At 68.7% G+C, this 16869-nt stretch carries 15 protein-coding genes and 1 tRNA gene; 13 read left to right on the top strand and 3 right to left on the bottom strand.

The genetic code is table 11. The features are described from left to right. Positions 1–90: 90 nt before the first annotated feature. From AMYAL_RS0114820 to AMYAL_RS0114795, 6 genes are all read left to right on the top strand, one after another. Positions 91–882 carry an ESX secretion-associated protein EspG gene (locus tag AMYAL_RS0114820; protein ID WP_020632090.1) on the top strand — a complete coding sequence of 264 codons (792 nt, stop codon included), beginning with the start codon at positions 91–93 and terminating at the stop codon, positions 880–882. Continuing rightward, positions 875–1648, top strand: a complete 774-nt coding sequence (locus AMYAL_RS0114815; protein ID WP_020632089.1) for an ESX secretion-associated protein EspG — start codon at positions 875–877, stop codon at positions 1646–1648. The genes AMYAL_RS0114820 and AMYAL_RS0114815 overlap by 8 nt, the downstream gene beginning before the upstream one ends. 22 nt (positions 1649–1670) lie before the next feature. Continuing rightward, entirely contained in the window at positions 1671–2894 is a 1224-nt protein-coding gene (locus tag AMYAL_RS0114810; protein ID WP_020632088.1) for a hypothetical protein, read from the top strand. A 13-nt stretch (positions 2895–2907) separates the two neighbouring features. Continuing rightward, complete coding sequence (locus AMYAL_RS0114805) at positions 2908–3510, top strand: hypothetical protein (RefSeq protein WP_245192917.1); 603 nt, start codon at positions 2908–2910, stop codon at positions 3508–3510. 144 nt (positions 3511–3654) lie between these two features. Beyond that, positions 3655–5709 carry a bifunctional MFS transporter/dTMP kinase gene (locus AMYAL_RS0114800; RefSeq protein ID WP_020632086.1) on the top strand — a complete coding sequence of 685 codons (2055 nt, stop codon included), beginning with the start codon at positions 3655–3657 and terminating at the stop codon, positions 5707–5709. Then, positions 5706–6914, top strand: coding sequence for a DNA polymerase III subunit delta' (locus AMYAL_RS0114795; RefSeq protein ID WP_020632085.1), 1209 nt, complete (start codon positions 5706–5708; stop codon positions 6912–6914). Before AMYAL_RS0114800 ends, AMYAL_RS0114795 begins: the two co-directional genes overlap by 4 nt. 354 nt (positions 6915–7268) lie before the next feature. On the opposite strand, the gene AMYAL_RS0114790 is transcribed toward AMYAL_RS0114795, so the two are convergent. After that, positions 7269–8951, bottom strand: a complete 1683-nt coding sequence (locus tag AMYAL_RS0114790; protein WP_026467082.1) for a hypothetical protein — start codon at positions 8949–8951, stop codon at positions 7269–7271. A gap of 140 nt (positions 8952–9091) precedes the next feature. Here AMYAL_RS0114790 and AMYAL_RS0114785 point away from each other — a divergent pair. After that, a tRNA-Thr gene (locus AMYAL_RS0114785) sits at positions 9092–9165 on the top strand. A 95-nt stretch (positions 9166–9260) separates the two neighbouring features. Here the strand turns inward: AMYAL_RS0114785 and AMYAL_RS0114780 are convergent. Then, on the bottom strand, positions 9261–9887 hold the full coding sequence (locus AMYAL_RS0114780; RefSeq protein WP_020632083.1) for a TetR/AcrR family transcriptional regulator: 627 nt from the start codon (positions 9885–9887) through the stop codon (positions 9261–9263). Positions 9888–9931: 44 nt separating this feature from the next. On the opposite strand from AMYAL_RS0114780, the gene AMYAL_RS0114775 reads away from it, so the two are divergent. From AMYAL_RS0114775 to AMYAL_RS0114750, 6 genes are all read left to right on the top strand, one after another. Next, a complete protein-coding gene (locus tag AMYAL_RS0114775) occupies positions 9932–10858 on the top strand; it encodes an alpha/beta hydrolase (RefSeq protein WP_209447235.1) in 927 nt (308 codons plus the stop codon). Further along, on the top strand, positions 10855–11670 hold the full coding sequence (locus tag AMYAL_RS0114770; RefSeq protein ID WP_020632081.1) for an SDR family NAD(P)-dependent oxidoreductase: 816 nt from the start codon (positions 10855–10857) through the stop codon (positions 11668–11670). Before AMYAL_RS0114775 ends, AMYAL_RS0114770 begins: the two co-directional genes overlap by 4 nt. Beyond that, positions 11670–12599 (top strand): hypothetical protein, encoded by a 930-nt coding sequence (locus tag AMYAL_RS0114765; protein ID WP_020632080.1) that lies wholly within the window; start codon positions 11670–11672, stop codon positions 12597–12599. The genes AMYAL_RS0114770 and AMYAL_RS0114765 overlap by 1 nt, the downstream gene beginning before the upstream one ends. Continuing rightward, positions 12596–13081, top strand: a complete 486-nt coding sequence (locus tag AMYAL_RS0114760) for an NAD(P)/FAD-dependent oxidoreductase (protein ID WP_020632079.1) — start codon at positions 12596–12598, stop codon at positions 13079–13081. The genes AMYAL_RS0114765 and AMYAL_RS0114760 overlap by 4 nt, the downstream gene beginning before the upstream one ends. Further along, entirely contained in the window at positions 13078–14565 is a 1488-nt protein-coding gene (locus AMYAL_RS0114755) for a flavin-containing monooxygenase (RefSeq protein ID WP_020632078.1), read from the top strand. The genes AMYAL_RS0114760 and AMYAL_RS0114755 overlap by 4 nt, the downstream gene beginning before the upstream one ends. Before the next feature lie 71 nt (positions 14566–14636). Then, a complete protein-coding gene (locus tag AMYAL_RS0114750; protein WP_026467081.1) occupies positions 14637–16169 on the top strand; it encodes a PstS family phosphate ABC transporter substrate-binding protein in 1533 nt (510 codons plus the stop codon). A gap of 153 nt (positions 16170–16322) precedes the next feature. Here the strand turns inward: AMYAL_RS0114750 and AMYAL_RS0114745 are convergent, their stop codons facing one another. Beyond that, entirely contained in the window at positions 16323–16787 is a 465-nt protein-coding gene (locus AMYAL_RS0114745; protein ID WP_020632076.1) for a GreA/GreB family elongation factor, read from the bottom strand. Positions 16788–16869 lie beyond the last annotated feature (82 nt).

Genomic DNA, 16869 nt, shown 5'->3' with positions numbered 1-16869 from the left:
GCGAATCTGCCGACCGGCGACCGCTCACCGACCGCTCGCAGACCAGCCTCACTCGTTCGAACAAAAGTTCTAAAAATTGTCGGTACCAGGGTGTTCAATGGTCAGGTGAGCACTTCAACGACCGCTGTCTTCGACGTCATCGACGAGGTCATCGCCCCGCTGTCCGCCGAGGTTCCGGAGCGTCCCTCGGTGATGGAGTTCTACGACCCGGAGCTCTCCGTGCCGCCGGTGCTGGCCGACGAGGAGCCGACTCCAGGGCTCACCCTTGCCGAGGAGGTGGAGCAGTACACCCGGTTCGTGAGCGGGATGGCGACGATCGGGCTGGCCCCCGGCGGTGAGGTCACGCCCGAGGCCGTCGGGCTGTATCGCGCGCTGCGCGGCGGGTTCATCCGCGGCGTGGTGACCGGGGTGTTCCCGTCGCGGGAGGAGCCGTGGGAGGTCCGGTTCTTCGGCGACGAGGACTACACCACGGTGCTGAACAAGCTCGGCAAACGAGCGCGGCTGCGGTCCGGTTTCCTCAGCGCGCTGCCGGGCTGGGTGTTCGACGGGCTGCCCGACCATCCGACGGGTCCCGGCGAGACCGTGCGCATCGAGACGGACGCGGGCGGGTTGATCCCGGTGAAGGCGCGGGAAGCCGTCGAGGTGATCCGTGAGGGTGCTTCGCGGCCGCGTCACGGCACGGTTCTCGTCGATCTCGCGGTGCGGAACTCCATCCTCGCCGAGTACCCGCACGGCGCTTTCGGCCTGGTGGACAACGACCTCGGCCGATACCAGTTCAGCGCGGCGATGGACGCCGACGGCCGCTGGACGCTCACCTGGGGCCCGGCCAGCCGGTCGATGGCCGAGCAATGGATCGTGAAGGCGGTGCAGAACCATGCGTGAACCGGCGACGGTGAAGGAACTGATGAGGCGCGCCGCCGAGCCGGTGCTGCGCGCGGTGCCCGAGCGCCGGAGCGTGTATCTGGGCTACGACCCGGAGATCACCGACGACGAGATCCGTCGTCTGTGCCCGTCCTACGACGAGCCGGCGGATCTCGTCACCCAGGCCGAGCGGTACGCGGCGAAGGCGGCGATGCTCGAGGAGGCCGGGCTGATGGAGAACGGCGAGATCCATCCCGCCGCGATCCGGATGCACGGCGTGATGCTGCGGGGTTCGGTGCGAGGCGTCCTCACCGGCGTCTTCGCGTCCGAGCCGCGGGCGGTGCGGGTCGATTGCTACGGCGACGGGCAGCAGGCGGTCGTCTGGCGGATGCGGTCGGGGCGGCGGACCACGTTCAGCCTGAGCGACTTCGGTGAGCTGGGTGCCCGCGTTTTCGGCGGGCTCCCGCACGTTCCCGCCGGTGAGACGGAGCCGATGCGCATCAAGATCGACGCGCACGGCGTGCCGCTGCCCGGTCAGGACGAACAGGTCGGCCTGGTCGCGGACCTGCTCGGCCGTCCCCGGACCGGGACGGCGATCCTCGACCTGGTCGCCTTCGGCGGCCTGAACGCCGAGTACCCGGACTACGGATTCGTGATCGTCGACAACGATTTGGGGAGGTTCGTGATGTATGCCGCCCCTTCCGAAGGGTGGCTGATGTTCGGTGGAATGGACCGCCGGGCATTGGCGGGCTGGCTGCACGAGGCGGTGGACCTGAGCCGGACGTAGCCGCTGGGACGAGGGGGCGGGTATGGATCTGGATCGGCGGGCGGCCGACGCGTGGTTCCGGCGGCGAGGGCTGCCGATGGTCATCCACCGGCGGAGGCGTGGAGCGGGCATGTTGCGCCGTTCGACGCCCGGCGTGGTGTTCCTGTGCCTGCTCGACCTGCTGCTGGCGGGGCTGCTGAAACTGCTCGACCTCCCCGAGGACGTGCTCCAGGCCCGGATGCGCGAAAGCGGTCTCGCGTACGTCCTCGGCGTCCTGGCGCTGACGTTCGCCGTGATCGTGGTCCCGGTGATCGCCGGCCGCCTGATGGTGAAGCTGCTCCGGGCGCTGCGACGCACCCGTGTCCGGCTGGCCGTCATGGCGGTGACGATCGGGTTCTGGGTGCTGGTGCTGCCGCTCGGCGAGCGGCTCACCGGGCTGGTGTCGTGGGATCACCCGTTGTGGGTCGCCGTGCTCACCAACGCCGTCGCGCTGGCAGTGCTGATGCTGCTGGTGCGGATCGGTGTCGGCTCGATCCTGACCTGGGCGGCGAGGAGCGCGGTCGCTCAGATCAGGGCCATCGGCACGCTGGCTTCGAGGGCGCTGCCGCTGCTTCTGCTGGTGGTGATGTTCAGCTTCTTCACCGCCGAGCTGTGGCAGGCCGTCGACGGCCTGAACCCAGGGCGGTTGTGGCTGGTCATCGGCTTCCTCGTGCTGATCGGCGCGGTCTTCCTGGCGTCGATGCTGTCCGACGAGATGAAGGAGCTGAAGTCCTGGACCGCGGAACCGGGGGCCGCCGTCCTGCGCGGCACGCCGTTCGACGACGACACCGGACCGGTGAAGCGGCGGCGCGCGCTGGCGAAGACGGAGCGGTTGAACATCGCGCTGGTGCTGTTCTTCGCTCAGGCGGTGCAGATCGTGGCGTTCGGGGTGCTGGTGTTCGCCTTCTTCGTCGTGTTCGGGGTGCTGATCCTCCGGCCGGAGGTCGTGACGGCGTTCGCCGGCCGGGCATCGGCGCCGGGGACACTGCTGGGGGTCCCCCTCCCGGTGAGTTCCGCGCTCATCAATGTCTCCCTTTTCCTTGCCGTTTTCTCCGGTTTGTACTTCGCCGCGTCGACGGCGACAGATGCCCGCTACCGGCGTTCTTTCTTCGAGCCTTTACTGGAAGATGTGAAGATCAGCCTCGCGGCGCGTGACATTTATCTGGCCCATTGGGCGGATGTGCGACGGGCCGAGGTGGTTACCCTGGAAGCAGAGGACATTCCGTAGTGAGGTGGTCACCATGAGCGGGAAGGGCGAAACCCCCTTCTTCGATGCCCCCGAATTCGTGAAAGGCGATGGCACTCAGGCAGATCCTCCGGGCGACACGTTCGCCGATCCCCTGTCCGGGCTGGTCACGACCGGCACGACGGCTCAAGCGAACTCGCCTGCCGGTGCCGACGAGATCCGCGTGCAGGTGCCGGGACCGGTCCAGCACGACCCCGAAGTGGTGAGCAGGATGGTCGACGCGGCCATGCTCGCGGACGACAAGTCCGCCGAAAACCAGGACTCGGGCCAGCAGCCGTCCAAGATCGTCAGCACGGTGGGTGAGCAGGGCGCTGCGCCGATCGGGATCCTGCCGCAACAGCGCACCTGGCCTTCCAGGCCGTCTCAGCTGATCCGTCAGCCTCGCCGGGTGAAGCAGGAAGAGCCGGTCGAGGTCGACGAAGAAGACGAGTTCGAAGTACGGCGGGCCAAGCGATCGATGCAGATCCCGAGGATCGGCAAACCGTCGTCGAACACCGCCGGGGTGATGATCGCGATCGCCCTCATGATCGTCTTCGCGGTTCTCGCCATCCAGCTGCTGGCCAGCCTGTTCAGTAGCATCGCGGGGATCTTCGGGTAACCCGTCCGGCGGTAGCGCCGGACGGGGCCGTCCACCCTCACGTCACCCATCGGGCTACCCTGGCCATACGGTCGGGGGACTCGGTGTTGACCCGTGTCGCTCCCGGCGCCGCGTGACTAGTGGGGTGGGCGTATCAGCGAGGGCGTGCAGTCGGTGCCCGAAGCGGGCACGGATGGTTCGGCGGGGCGTGACGCTTCCACCATGCATCGGGTGCGGCGGGTGCTGGCGATCAAGCCGTTCCGCCGGATCTGGGGTGTCTCGTATCTGTGCAGCGTCGCGGACTGGCTGAACCTGCTGACGCTGACCGGCCTGGTCACCAAACTGACCGACAACTACGCCGCGCAGAACTTCGCGTTCGTCGGTGTCGTGCTGACCTCGCTGCTGCCGGGGCTGTTGTTCGCCCCGATCGGCGGGCTGCTCGCCGACCGGTTCGACCGGCGCAAGGTGATGGTGCTCTGCGACCTCGGCCGGTGCGGGTTCCTGCTGTCGATCGCGTTCGTCGGCACGCCGTGGTGGGTGTTCGTCGGCAACTTCCTGGTCGGCTGCTGCTCGATGATGTGGATCCCGTCGAAGGACGCGGCGGTGCCGAACCTGCTGCGCCGCCCGGACCAGGTCGAGACGGCCAACCAGCTCGGCATGGTGATGACCTACGGCCTCGCGGTGATCACCGCGGCCGGGGCGAACGCCGTGCTCACCGGCAGCAACACCACGTTCCACTTCTTCCAGGGTGACGCCCAGCTCGGCATCGCGAAGGTCGCCGTCGTCATCACCGGTCTGCTGTACCTGACCAGCGCGATCGTGATCGCGACCAGGATCCCCGAGCTCTCGCTGCGCAACGTCCACGCGGTGGAGAAGCCCAAGGTGAAGGCCGCGGACGAGGAGAAGTTCGGCTTCCGCCAGATGATCGCCGACGGCGCCCGGTTCGTGCGGACGACGCCACTGGTGCGCGGCCTGATGATCGGCGCTTTCGGCGCTTTCGCCGCCGGTGGCGCGGTGATCGGTTCGGCCAAGCCGTACTCGTCCAGCCTGCTCGCCGGTGACGCCGCGTTCAACCTCCTCGTGCTCGCCGTCTTCCTCGGGCTCGCCACCGGGATGGCCGTGGCGCCGAAGCTCGCCAGGCGGCTCGCGCACGACCGGCTGTTCGGCCTCTCGATCGTCGCCGCGGGGCTGTGTCTCGTCGTCGTCGCGCTGTCGCCGCACCTCGCCGTGTCGCTGGTCGCCGTCGCCGCCGTCGGTGTCTGGGCCGGGACGGCGTTCCTGACCGGTGTCACGATCATCGGTTCGCGGATCGAGGACTCCATCCGCGGCCGGATCAACGCGATCTACCAGTCGCTGATGAAGATCGTGCTGTTCGGTTCGACGGTGCTGGTGCCGGTGCTGATCAGCGCGGTCCAGACGACCGAGGTCGAACTGTGGGGCGGCACGATCACGATCGACGGCACGCGGCCGGTGATGATCGGCGGCGGTGTCCTCGCGTTGCTCGCCGGCATCTTCGCGTACCGGCAGATGGACGACAGGCGGGCCGAGCCGATCCTCGCCGACCTTCGCAACGCGCTGCGCCGTAGCCCGCGACGCGTGAACGGGCTGCTGATCGCGCTCGAAGGAACGCGGGCGATCAACACCGAGAAGCAGGCCGAGCGGCTGGCCGAATGGCTGCGCGGGGGTACGCGTCCGGTCGTGCTGGCGGCGGACCCGGCGCTGGACGACCAACGGCTCGCGAAGCTCGTCGCCGGTGCTTCGCTGTCCGGTGCGCGGGCGCAGGCGCTGGCCGCCGCCGCGGTGCGGGCGGACATCGTCGAACGGGACATCCAGCCCGCGCTCGACGCCGGTTCGGTCGTGGTGATGGAGCGGTTCGTGGATTCGCCGCTGGCGCATCTGTCCGCGGTCGCCGGGCTGGACAGTCAGGAACTAGAGGGGCTCGCCGACTGGGCGACCGGCAGGTTGCGACCCGACATCACGGTTCTGCTCGACGCCGATCCCGGCATCGTGATGCGGAAGTCGGAGTCGCTGGACGCGCAGTGGCGGGTGCAGCATCTGCTCACGGAAATGGCCGCCGCCGACCCGGACCGGTATGTGGTGGTCGACGCGGACGGTACCGAGGAAGAAGTGAGCGACCGGGTGCGGACCGCGGTCCGCGCGGTGCTCGTCGGCAGGCTCGCCGGGCTCGCTCCGGCGGAGGAAAAGGTCGAGGCGAGATGACGGAAGCCCCTGTGCTGATCGGTGTCTGGAAGCAGCTCGTCGGCCAGGAGCCCGCGGCGCGCACGCTTTCGTCGGCGTCGACGGCGGCCGCGCGGATCATCGAGAACCAGCCTGTCGCGCCTGGGGCGATGACGCACGCTTGGCTGGTCACCGGTCCGCCCGGTTCGGGGCGCTCGACCGCCGCCAGGGTTTTCGCGGCGGCGTTGCAGTGCAGCACCGGGACCGGCTGCGGGGAGTGCCCCGGCTGCCGGACCGTGGTCGCAGGCACGCACGCCGACGTCAAGCTCGTCGCGCCGGAAGGTCTTTCGATCTCCGTCGCCGAAATGCGTTCGCTGGTGCAGGCCGCCGCTCGCCGCCCGACCACCGGGCGGTGGCAGGTGGTGATCATCGAGGACGCAGACAGGCTGACCGAAGGCGCGTCGAACGCGCTGCTGAAGGCTGTCGAGGAGCCGCCGGACCGGACGGTGTTCTTGCTGTGCGCGCCGTCCGATCATCCGGACGACGTGTCGGTGACGATCCGCTCGCGGTGCCGTCTGGTCACGCTGCGGACGCCGCCCGCCGAGGCGATCGCGCAGGTGCTCGTGGAACGGGACGGTATCGATCCCGAACGCGCGAAGTGGGCCGCGTCGGTCTCGAGTGGACATGTCGGCCGCGCGCGGCGGCTCGCCACCGATGAGGCGGCCCGGCAGCGGCGGTCGACGGTGCTGCGGATCCCGCTGGGCCTGCGGCGTCCGTCCGATGTGTTCACCTGTGCCGATCAGCTGATCAGCGCGGCCGAGGCCGACGCGGGCGAGGAGAGCAAGGTCCGCGACGAGGCCGAACGTTCCGAACTCCGGACCGCGATGGGCGGCGACGGCGTCGGGAAGGGCGTCGCCGGGGCGAAACGAGCCGCCGAAGCCGCGGTGAAGCAGCTCGAGAAGCGCCAGAAGTCACGCGCGACCCGGACGCAGCGGGACACGCTCGATCTCGCGCTGGTGGACCTGGCCGCGTTCTACCGGGACGTACTGGTGACCAAGAGCGGCGCGGGCGCGACCCTGAACCACCCCGACCACGCCTCGGAAATCTCGCAGGCCGCCTCCGCCTGGGCGCCGGACTCGATCCTGCGGCGCCTCGAAGCCGTCCTGGAATGCCGCGAGGCCATCGACCTGAACGTGAAACCGCGAATCGCCGTCGAAGCCATGGTCACCACCCTGCGCCAAGGCTGACCCGCACCCCACCCTTAACGCCCCTACCCCAGCCCCCCGCCCGTCCCAGGGGGGCGACCCCGAGTCCAGTCTACCGGGGGGAGGGGCGGAAAAGTGCTGGTCGGGGGAGTTGTCCACAGGTGGGGGTGGTTGTGGACAAGTGCTGTGGGTAAGTGAAGCGGCTTCGGGTTTCGTGGGGCTCGACCTTGGCGTGATGTCCCGAGCGCCACGCTGGAGACGTTGAGTGTCCCCAGCGTGGCGCTCGGGACATCACGGGGCCATCGGGTGAAGCGGCGAAGTGAGTGAAGGGCACGAACGGGCCTCTCACGCGGGGGCTAGGCGTGAAAGGACCGTTCATCACCCTCCTCGCCCCGTCTAGTCCTCCGAGCGCGGACGCGGCGAAGGCTTGAAAGGTTTCTTCTCGACGGGAACGGCAACCATCGAGAGCCGGCGCCGTCCCGGCATGGCGGCCACGAGGACCACCCCGATCAGCAGCATCGCGGTCCCCGACCAGAACATCGGCACCGTGTCGTAGGCGGCGTTGGTGTAGGCCAGGTTCTTGACCGGCCCCTTCGGCGCCGCGCCACCGTTGTTGCCCGCGGGCGGCGGGGTCACCGTGCCGCATTCGACACCGCCGGCAGGCGCGTGCGCCCTGGCGATCTGCTCACCGAGCGAGATCTGTGCCAGCGACGACGGCAGTTTCTTCGCGGCGTCCGGCGGCAGCGCCTTCTGCAGCGCGGTGGTCGGCAGGATCTGCAGGTCCAGCAGCCGCGCCGAAGCGCCCAGCTGGAAACCCTTGAACGGCGAGGTCGTGTCGCTCGACTTCTGGTTCAGCCCGGCGATCGACAGCTTCAGCACCCCGAGGTCGAGGGTGAGCCCGTTCCCGGCCTCGCCGCCCGGAAGCTGTTTGGTGGCACCGTCCAGCATCTCGGCGAGTCCGCCGATGACCGGCACGTTCTTCAGCTGCTCGAAGCCGGGGACCTGCTTGAGCGACGGCAGCGGGATGCCGATCGGGATGTCCTTGGCCGGGTTGTTCGCGTCGAGGGTGAACAGCACCTTGTCACCGCGGACGATCTGCAGCACCGGCGCCGTGTACTCGACCTTCGACGTCTTCTTGTCGCCGGTCGAGGTGACCCGCAGCGTCGGCTGGCTGGCGACCTTGATCGTCAGGCCGAGCGGCGTGCCCTTCAGCAGTTCGATGCTGGCCGCCTGCAGGGTCGACGTCGATTCGACGGCCTTGTTCTTCGAGCCGGGGATGTCGACCAGCCGCACGACCGAACGCGACGACAGCGTGTTCGGCAGGCTCAGCACCGCGCCCTTACCGTCGCCACTGGTGCTGGTGCCCGAAAGCAGCCCGCCCAGGCTCGCCAGGGGACCCGGCAGAGCCTTGAGACCCGCCGTGAGCTGCGCCGAAGCCTGAGACAGTTGTTCGGCATCAGGGATGTTCGGGATGGTCGGCAGCAACGCGAGGTTCGCGATCGACGTGCTCGAGTCGGCGATCGTGCCGACACACGGCCCGAGTGTCGGGCTCCAGCGCGCGTGCGCCTCACCGTTCAGCAGGCCGAGGTTGAACAGCGGGTTCGTCGGCGCGTTGAGGCCGCCGCTGATCGGCTTCGGGTTGTCCGGCAACGCCGTCTGCACGAGGCTGCCCGGCGTCTGCGGAGCGTTGCCCGCGGCGGACAGGCCGAACGGCGACGACTGCGCGATCGACTTTTCGTAGTTCAGGTACGCCTCGGAGTTGGCCTGCGCGCTGGAGAGTCCCATCCCGGCTTCGAGCGCGGACTGCTTCGGCAGCAGTTTGTCCGCTCCGGGCAGGATCGCGCTCGTCGGCACCGCGTTGGGCAGCAGCCGCAGCACGCCGAGTGCCGCCCCCGCGTCACCCACCGCCCTCCCGAGCGGCTGGGGGCCGATCGGCGCCGACATCGGCGGCTGTCCCGGATTGGCCGGATCGGGGATCGGCGTGGTCGGGATGTCCTGTGCGGTCGCCGGGGCCGCGGTCAGCAGAAGCAGAGCCGCGGCGGCCGGAAGCGCCAGCACACGGGGCAGTCGTCGCCGCATGAACAGGTCCTCCAGTGGGGATGGGCCGATCTTGGGGGACTGAGACCGGCGTCATAGGACCCTAACGACGGTGGCCCCGGAAGGTGACGTTCAAGCCTCCGCTACACTTGTCCTCGTCATCGGGTGCGAGCCCGATGTCTGCCGCCTTAGCTCAGTCGGCCAGAGCGATTCACTCGTAATGAATAGGTCAGGGGTTCGATTCCCCTAGGCGGCTCCGCAGGTCAGGGCCCCATTCGGCACACACCGGATGGGGCCCTGATCCGTTTCCGGACCGGCGGCGAAGGCGCCGCGAAAATTCACCCGTTGGTGTCAGCCCTTGAGGAACATCCGCGACAGCGAAGTGCCCACGCCGGTGAGGTGATCGACGAGCGTGTCCGCGTCCGCGTCGAGCAGGCCGGAGCGCCACGCGAGCATGATCTCCACGAAGCCGCCGATTCCCAGCAGGACGTTGACCCGGAACTCCAGGTCGTCCACGTCGGGCTTCAGATGCGGCCGCGCCAGCTCGATCAGCAGCCCGGTGGTCTCCTGGACGGTCTGCCGCCGCAACTGTTCCAGCACCGCGCTCCCCGCGTGGTCGCCGAAGAGGATCTGCGCTCGCGCGGGCTCTTCCTGCACGTGGTGCACGACGACGTCGACAGCGGCGCGGAGCTGATCCAAAGCGGGTTGTTCGATCCGGGAGGCGACGGCGTCGAGGACCATCCGCAGGGTTTCGTCGCGGACCTGTTCCCAGGTGGTGGCGAGCAACGCGTCGCGGTTGGCGAAGTTCTCGTAGAAGTACCGGTCGGTCAGGTTCGCCCGCGCGCAGACGCCCCGCATGGTGACGGCCGCCCAGCCTTGTTCCTGCCAGATGTCCAAGGCGGCGCCGAGCAGGGCGAGCCGTCGTTCGGCTCGGCGTTCGTCGGCGGTCTTGCCGCTGTAGCGGCGGGACGCGGTCACCTCTCCATCTTGACAGCAGATGCCCTCGGACTCATTCTGAGGGCATGCGACCGCAGAATGGCCTGCGACCCGGTTTGGCCGCCGCGCTGACGTCCGCTTTCGTGCGGCCGATCGCCAACGCGATCCCGGCGAACCGGGCCGGTATCGCGTTCTCCCGTGCCTTCATCGCGAGCAGTTTGTGGCTGGCTTCGCCGCCGTTGAAGGGAAGCCGCATCGAGCCGGGTGTCCGCGGCGAGTGGGTCCGCGGCCCCGAAGTGACCGAAGGCAACGCAGTCGTCCTCTATGTCCACGGCAGCGGTTACGCGCTCTGCTCGGCACGCACGCATCGCGGGCTGACCACGCGGGTCTCCGGCGGCACCGGGCTGCCGGTCTTCGCCTGCGAGTACCGGCTCGCGCCCCGGCATCGCTTCCCGAACGCCGCCGACGACGTCCGCGCGGCTTACGAAAGGCTCCTCGACCAGGGATATCGGCGGATTCTCGTCGCGGGAGACTCCGCGGGCGGGCATCTCGCGGTCGACCTCGCGGCGCAGCTGATCCGGGAACGAAAAGAACCTCCTGCCGCGCTCGCGCTCTTCTCGCCCCTGTTCGACGTGACGTTCTCGCTGGCCGCCCAAAGAGAACGCATGAGCCCGGACCCGATGATCTCCGCCGCCGCGGCCGCGCGGCTCGTCGGTCTGTACACAGTGGACGCTGACCTCGACTCGACGCGGCTGCGGTTCGCCTTCGACGACATCAAGGGCTTCCCGCCGACGATCATCCAGGCGGGCGGTCTCGAAATGCTCGCCGCGGACGCCATCGAGCTGGCCAGGGCGCTGCGCCGGGCGGGCGCGGAGTGCGAACTGGACGTGGTCCCCGGCCAGATGCACGTCTTCCAGGCACTGACCCGCTTCATTCCCGAAGCGGCGCCGGCGATGGAGCGGGCCTGCCGCTTCCTCACCGAAAACCTTCCAGCGATCGCGAGGGCGGCATGACCAAGCGGACTCACGGAGCGCACGCCGTCGTCACGGGCGCGGGCAGCGGGATCGGGCGGGCGATCGCGGCCGAACTCGTCCGGCGCGGGAGCCGTGTCGTCTGCGCCGACATCGACCTCGAAGCCGCCGAAGAGACCGCGAAGTCGCTCGATAACGCGGTCGCCATCGCCTGTGACGTGTCCACTGTGGACGAGGTCGGAGAACTCGCGAACCAGGCCCGTTCCTGGCTCGGCCGCGAGCCGGATCTCGTCGTCAACAACGCCGGGATCGGCGCCGGCGGCAAGGTCGTCGGGGAGAGCCCGCTGTCCGATTGGCACCGGACCCTCGGCGTGAACCTCTGGGGCGTGATCCACGGCTGCCACACCTTCGTCCCCGCCATGCGGGCGGCGCGAGCGGGCGGTGTCATCAATGTCGCTTCGGCCGCGGGCTTCACGGCCGCACCGCGAATGGCCGCCTACAACGTGAGCAAGGCCGGGGTCGTCAGTCTCTCCGAGACACTGGCCGCCGAGCTGTCCGGCACCGGGGTCGCGGTCACCGTGCTGTGCCCGACCTTCGTCCGCACCAACATCTTCGAGGGCGAACTCATCGACGCCGAGGCGCGCGGTCTCGCACGGAAGGTCTCCGATCTGGTCGGGTTCTCCGCCGAAAAGGTCGCCAAGATGACGCTCGACGCCCACGATCGCGGACGCCTCTACGTCGTTCCGCAGCCCGACGCCCAGCTTCTGTGGCACGCCAAGCGGTTCGTGCCCGTCCCGTACACGCGGATCGCCGGTCTGCTCGGCCGGTTCCTGCCCGCCGAAAAGGAGAAGTGATGGCCTACGACTTCGCGGCGATGCTCCAGACCATCAAGGACAAGCAGTGGTCGCTCGCCGACATCGACTGGGACGCGCCCGGCGCGGAGACGATGACCGACGAGCTCCGCGCCAAGATGCGGCCGTTCATGGCCGACCTCGTGTGGATCGAGCACGTCGGCGCCCGCGGGTTCGCCTCGCTGGCCAAGAAGGCGCCGACGCCGGTGATCCAGGAGATCTACCGCTACTTCCACGCCGAGGAACAGAAGCACGCCAACGCCGAGCTGGCGTTGATGAAGCGCTGGGGCATGCTCGACGAGCACGGTTCGATGCCCGAGCCGAACATCAACGTCAAGCTCGCCATCAAGGTCCTCGACGACTACGGCGACTCGCTGCCGCTGACCGCGTTGGCCACCCTCATCCCGCTGCTGGAATGCGCGCTGGACGGCGCGCTGGTGAAGTTCCTGCTGGACGAGGTCTCCGATCCGGTGTGCCACCAGGTGTTCCGGCACATCAACTCCGACGAGGCCCGGCACATCACGGCCGATTTCGAGGTCCTCGAACTGATCGGCGCCGGCTCGACGACCAAGCTGATCACCGAGTCCGTCGGCTCGCTCAAACCGCAGATCGTGCTCGGCCTGATCGTCGTCTTCGTGCCGCTGATCAACAAGATGCGGGACAACATCGTCGCGATGGGCCTGCCGGAGAAGAAGCTGTACAACGCGGTGAAACGGTTCTCCACCATCGGCGGACGCGGCGAGTTCACCCAGCGCATCCCCGCGTATCACGTGCTCAAGGCGCAGGCGGCGATGATCGTCGACCGTTCGCACGTCTACCACCGGCTGCTCGCTGACCCGATGGTGAAGGTGACCCGCCTGATCCCCGCGCGGCTGCTGGGAAAGCCGCAGTCGTGGACCGAGGAGATCACCCACGAACCGGTCGCGTCATGACGCTGGGAGAGTTCAGGGGCGAGGTGCTGCGCGGCACCGAATGGTTCGGCCACGACTTCGCCGGGCAGCGGGTCGCGGTCGTCGCGCCCGGCCGCGAGGCGGCGCAGATCGTGCCCGAGGTGGCGGCCACCGCGCGGTCGGTGAAGGTGTTCCAGGAGGAACCGGACTGGGTGGTGCCGATGCCGGTACCGGGGCCGAACGTCCTCGGCATCGCCGTCGCCCGCGTTTTCCTGCGCTGGCAGGTGAAAGACCCCTGGATCCGCAGGCTGCTGACACCGGACCGCCGGTTCGGCTCGCGGAAGACCGCGTCCGTGCTCGGCTACTACGGCGCGCTGCGGCGGCCCGGCTGCAAGCTCATCACCTGGCCGGTCTACGCGTTCGCGCCCCACGGAATCCGCACCGCCGAGGGTATCGAGCACCAGACCGACGTCGTCGTGCTCGGCGCCAGTTCGCTTTTCGCCACGGAAGGACATCCCGTATGACGCCGGACCACGAGATCGCGATCATCGGCGGCGGCTTCTCCGGCATCGGGGCCGCGATCCTGCTGCAAAAAGCCGATTTCGGCGACTTCCTCATGCTGGAGGAGGGTGACGGTGTCGGCGGTGCCTGGCATTGGAACACCTATCCCGGTGTCGCCGTCGACATCCCGTCGTTCAGCTACCAGTTCTCGTTCGAGCAGATCTCCGGCTGGTCGCGGGTCTACGCGCCCGGCCGCGAACTGAAGGCCTACGCCGACTACTGCGTCGACAAATACGACATCCGCCGTCGCACCCGCTTCGGCAGCAAGGTCGTCTCCGCGACCTTCGACGACGAAACGCATTTGTGGCGCCTCGAAACCGCGGACGGCTGGTCGATGACGGCACGGTTCGTCGTCGGCGCCACCGGCGTGCTCACCCAGCCGAAGCCGCCGGACATCGACGGGCTCGACGGCTTCCGCGGCACGGTCATGCACACCGCGCGCTGGGACCACGGCGTCGACCTGCGCGGTAAACGCGTCGCCGTCGTCGGGACCGGGGCTTCGGCCGTTCAGGTGATCCCGTCCATCGCGCCGGAAGCCGGGCAGCTGACGGTGTTCCAGCGCACGCCGATCTGGTGCCTGCCCAAACCGGACGCCGCCCTGCCGCGACCCGCGCGGCTCGCGCTGCGAAGGCTGCCGGGCGCGAAGCTGGTGTCCCGATTGGCCAGTCAGGCCCTCGTCGAACTGACCTTCCCGTTGGCCGCGCACTTCCACAATCTCCTGCCGACCGCCGGCGCGGGCGAGCGGATCGGGCTCGCGCATCTGCGCCGCGCGGTCAAGGATCCCGAAACCCGCGAAAAGCTCACCCCGCGTTACGCGCTGGGCTGCAAACGGCCGAGCTTCTCGAACGAATACCTCCAGACGTTCAATCGCGGCAATGTCGCTTTGGAGACCACAGGAATCGACACGATCACCGAGTCCGGCGTGCGGACCACTGACGGCACCGAGCATCCGGTCGACGTCCTGGTGCTCGCGACCGGGTTCAAGGTGTTCGAGAAGGGCAACATGCCCGCGTTCACCGTCCGCGGGGCCGACGGCGTCGATCTGGAGAAATTCTGGGAGGAGAACCGGTTCCAGTCCTATCAGGGCGTCAGCGTGCCCGGTTTCCCGAACCTGTTCACCATTCTCGGGCCCTACGGCTACAACGGTTCCTCGTACTTCAACCTGATCGAGACGCAGACCGCGCATATCGTCCGGTGCCTGCGCAACGCCCGCAAGACCGGCGCGACCAGGGTGGAGGTCACGAACGAGGCCAACGACCGGTACTTCCGGAGCATGCTGGACCGGCGCAAGCATCAGGTGTTCTTCCAGGACAGCTGTTCGCTCGCCAACAGCTACTACTTCGACGCGAACGGGGACGTGCCGTTCCGGGCCTCGCCCACCCTGGAAACCATGGTGACGAGCCGGTTCTTCGACCTCGACGACTACGCCTTCGCAGACGGCCGGTGAACACTGGCTGAAGTCCGCCGTCCCCGGCCGGGATGAGCCTTAGGTTCGATTCCCCGAACCTGGAGGCGGTCTTGGAAGGCTTTCCCTGGGACGTCCTGCTCGCGGTGGTCGGGATCGCCGTCCCGGCCGTCGCGTTCCTGTGGGAGTTCGTGCTCGTCGGCCGCAAACGGCTCGGCTACCGCGTGCAGATGGACACCCCGACGGCGTCCGGGCGCGGGTTCGCGCCGACAGCCGACGCGCTGGCGCAGTTGCAGCACGAGAACGGCGAACGGCTCGTCGACCCGTCGTTCGTGCTGCTGCGCATCGAAAACAGCGGCACCACCGACATCGACACCGACGATTACGCGGTCAACCAGAACGACCGCGTCGGTATCCGCGTGAAATTCCCCGGCCGCACCGTGGCCGGGATGGTGGTGACCGAACTCAGCTCGCCACATCTGCACGAATGCTTCGGCGACGACTCCGGTTTCGGCGCGCGGGACGAGAATCCCGAACAGCCGGCCGGGGTCATCGACCTGCCGCGGGTGCCGCTGAACCGCGGCGCGCACTACAAGATCCTCGCCGTCCTCGACCGGATCCCCGACGGCACGCCCGAAGATTTCGACGATCCCCAGGTCATCGGCGAGATCAAGGGCGGCAGTCTCCGCGAGACCAAGAGCCGCACCGGGCCGACGGCCTCGGTGCTCGCACTCATCTGCTTCCTCGTGGTGGTCAGCATCTTCCAGCTGACCCGGTCGCTGGTCTTCGACGACAAGCCGCCGCCGCTGGACTGCGCGGCCGGGAAGCTGACGATCACCGGGTCGACGGCGTTCGCGCCGGTGCTCAAGGAAGCGACGGCTTCGTACACGAAGACATGCCCAGGCGCTTCGTTCACCTTCGACACCCAGGGGAGCACTGAGGGGCTCGGCCGCCTCGACCAGGCAGGGAACGACAGCGTGCTGGCGTTCACCGACGGCGCCAAGGGGGAGGGGTTCCCGCAGCTGCTGCCGCGTCCGGTCGCGTTCTCGTTGTTCACGCTCGTGGTCAGCAAGGAAGCGGGTGTCCAGGACCTCTCGCTCGCGCAGATCCGCGCCGTCTACGACGGCAAGATCGCGAACTGGCGCGAGATCGGCGGCAAGGACCAGCCGGTCCGGCTCGTCGACCGGCATTCCAACTCGGGTACGCGGCGGACGTTCGAGGGCCAGGTCCTGGCAGGCAAGCGGGAACCCGGCGACAACTCCGACGACTGCCTCAAACAGGCGCCGGGCGCTCAGCCAGGGGTGGTGCGCTGCGCGCGGCCGAACACGGACGACGTCCTCGACACCGTCGCCCGCGTGCCGGGCGCGCTGGGGTACAGCGAACTGGGCGCGGCCACGAAACGCGGCGACGTGCTGCCGGTCCGGATCGACGGCCACCAGGCGACCCTGGAGGGCGCGATCCACGCGGCGTACCCGTTCTGGGAGACCGAGTACGCGTACACGTTCGGCGAGCCGAAGGCGGACTCGCTCGTCGCGAGCTTCCTGCGGTATCTGACCAACCAGGTCGGCAAGGACGTCGTCCGGTCACACGGGCACCGGCCGTGCGCCGAACTGGTGAATCCGGTCCTCTGCCGCCCAGGCGTGTGAAGGGCGTGCCGCTCGGGGGAGGGTTGCGAAAGCCACTTTCGCAACGTTGAAGGTTGCGAAAGTGGCTTTCGCAACATGCGCGCTCCGCTCTCGCGGCCCCAGGCGTGTGAAGGCCCCCATCCCGAGGGAAGGGGGCCTTCACACGCGAAAAGGTCAGGCAGGCGGCTTCAGGGTGACGACGGTGGCGCTGGTCTCGCCGCGCGGCGTCCGGTACGTGATCTTGTCGCCCTCCTTGGCGCCCACGAGCGCGAGGCCGAGCGGGCTGTCCGAGGTGACCGTGAACGCGTCGGCGTCCTCGCTCGGGATCGTGACGATGTGGAGTTCCTCCTCGTCGCCGTCCGCGTACCTGATGGTGATGGTGGTGCCGTCGGGGAGCAGGCCCTTGCTGTTGCGGCCGCCGTGCTCGAGTTTCGCCGCCACGTCGGCGATGCGTCGTTCGAGGTAGGCGGCGGCCTCCGCGCGGTCCAGCACCTCCGCCTGGTCGGCGGCGTCGCCGGTTCGTTCCTGCTCGCCGACGAGCGGCGCCATCGCGTCGCGCTGCGCTCGCAGATCGGCGAGTTCCTTCTCCAGCTGCCGCCGCGCGGCCGGGCTGAACCCGTTGTCCCCTGTGGTCACCATGCCGCGCATTGTCCGCTACAGATCGATCGCTAGCCACCTAGATTTTTCACCCGCTGTGATCGGCCAGGACGGTTGCCCTAAG

Source organism: Amycolatopsis alba DSM 44262, assembly GCF_000384215.1.
Lineage (GTDB): Bacteria > Actinomycetota > Actinomycetes > Mycobacteriales > Pseudonocardiaceae > Amycolatopsis > Amycolatopsis alba.
This window is presented reverse-complemented; position numbering and strand designations above follow the sequence as displayed.